Origin of the sequence: Pseudomonas sp. IPO3749 (assembly GCF_013386605.1) — a bacterium.
Classification (GTDB): domain Bacteria; phylum Pseudomonadota; class Gammaproteobacteria; order Pseudomonadales; family Pseudomonadaceae; genus Aquipseudomonas; species Aquipseudomonas azotoformans_A.
This window is the reverse complement of the sequence record NZ_JACARN010000005.1, coordinates 1-338: the sequence shown is the minus strand read 5'-3', so window position 1 is coordinate 338 and position 338 is coordinate 1. Positions and strand designations below refer to the sequence as shown.

General features: G+C 59.2%; 1 protein-coding gene. It reads left to right on the top strand.

The window, feature by feature from the left end; all coding sequences use genetic code 11:
* On the top strand, nucleotides 1–254 hold a 254-nt coding region (locus HX812_RS01470; RefSeq protein ID WP_178949110.1), incomplete at its 5' end, for a hypothetical protein.
* Between the last annotated feature and the right edge of the window lie 84 nt (nucleotides 255–338).

Below are 338 nucleotides of genomic sequence, written 5' to 3'. Positions count from 1 at the left end.
GCCTGCGTTCGGCCAGCGTGTTTAACGGGGCGCCTCAAATCAAGATCAAGAGCGACTCGCTTCGCATCGTGGATACGTTTTTTGTCCTCTGTAGGAGCCGGCTTGCCGGCGAAAAACGTGAAGACGCCGTGTTTATCCAGATGCTCTACACCACTCAAGCCGGCTGTCAGGCCGCTGTGCTTTTGCTTTTGATTTTGATCTTAGGCGCCCCGTCAAACACGCTGGCCGGAATTCGGCAGGGATTTGGGGGGTAAACCGGCAGGGATGCCGGTTTAGCCGCCCCGCGCCATGGATGGCGCGTGGCGGCGGCCCCCCAAATCACTGTCGGATTACGGGCA